At 69.8% G+C, this 1,096-nt stretch carries 2 protein-coding genes and 1 pseudogene; all 3 read right to left on the reverse strand.

Annotated features, from left to right (window positions below):
- Positions 1–245, reverse strand: a 245-nt coding sequence (locus ACTOWL_RS37920) for an NAD(P)(+) transhydrogenase (Re/Si-specific) subunit beta (protein ID WP_441326475.1), incomplete at its 3' end; no start/stop codon positions are given.
- A 42-nt stretch (positions 246–287) separates the two neighbouring features.
- Complete coding sequence (locus ACTOWL_RS37925; protein ID WP_441326476.1) at positions 288–689, reverse strand: NAD(P) transhydrogenase subunit alpha; 402 nt, start codon at positions 687–689, stop codon at positions 288–290.
- An 11-nt stretch (positions 690–700) separates the two neighbouring features.
- Positions 701–1,096: pseudogene (locus ACTOWL_RS37930) on the reverse strand (NAD(P)(+) transhydrogenase (Re/Si-specific) subunit alpha); the annotation flags it as partial.

Below are 1,096 nucleotides of genomic sequence, written 5' to 3' on the forward strand. Positions count from 1 at the left end.
GCCGTCATCTGGATCCGCTGCGCCACCACATAGCCGATGCCGCCGCCGATCGCGATCGCCGGCACGATCAGCCAGTAGTTCCGCACCTGCGGCACCAGGATCAGCGTCGTCGCCACCGCGATCGCCATCCCCACCATGCCGTACAGGTTGCCCGTCCGGCTCGTCACCGGGCTCGACAGGCCCCGCAGCGCCATGATGAAGCACACCGCCGCCACCAGATACGCCAGCACCGCCAGGCTCGTCATCGCGATCCCCTCGCCTTCTCTTTGGATTGTCGCCTGAACGGGCTAGCTCTTCTTCCGGTACATCGCCAGCATCCGCCGCGTGACCAGGAAGCCGCCGAAGATGTTGACCGAGGCCAGCAGCACCGCCAGCGCGCCGAGCAGGCTCGACGCCCCGATCACCGCCGGGCCCGCCGCGATCAGCGCCCCGACCACGATCACCGAGGAGATCGCGTTGGTCACGCTCATCAAGGGCGAGTGCAGCGCCGGCGTCACCCGCCACACCACGTAGTAGCCGACGAAGCAGGCCAGCACGAACACCGTCAGACCGGTCAGGAAGAAGCCATGCTCTCCCACCGGCACCGTTGCTGCCTGGGCCTGCACCGCCAGCGCCTGGGCCTGGTCGGCCAGGCCCCGCGCCGCCTCGGCCAGACCCTGTGCGCCTTGCGCGATGTCTTCTGTCGCCATCGTCCGCTCCCCTACGCCGCCTGCTCGGCCTGGCCGCCGAAGCCCGGATGCACCACACGGCCCCCCGAGGTCAGCCGCGTCGCCGCCACGATCTCGTCCGATCCGTCCACCTTCAGCGCCTTGCTGTCCTTGTCCACCAGGGGCGTCAGGAAGGCCACCAGGTTGCGGGCGTACAAGGCCGAGGCATCCGTCGCGATCCGGCCCGGCACGTTGCGGTGGCCGACGATGGTCACGCCACCGTCCTCGACCACCTCGCCCGGCCGGGTCAGGGCGCAGTTGCCGCCCCGCTCCGCCGCCAGGTCCACGATCACCGACCCCGGCTTCATCGACCGCACCATCGCCTCGTCCATCAGCACCGGTGCCTTGCGCCCCGGGATCAGCGCGGTGCAGATGACGATGTCCTGCTT

Source organism: Inquilinus sp. CA228 (assembly GCF_052078665.1).
Lineage (GTDB): Bacteria > Pseudomonadota > Alphaproteobacteria > DSM-16000 > Inquilinaceae > Inquilinus.

Bases quoted from the DNA above. Each gene is read 5' to 3' on its own strand.
- ACTOWL_RS37925 (WP_441326476.1), bottom strand. From the start codon at position 689: ATGGCGACAGAAGACATCGCGCAAGGCGCACAGGGTCTGGCCGAGGCG.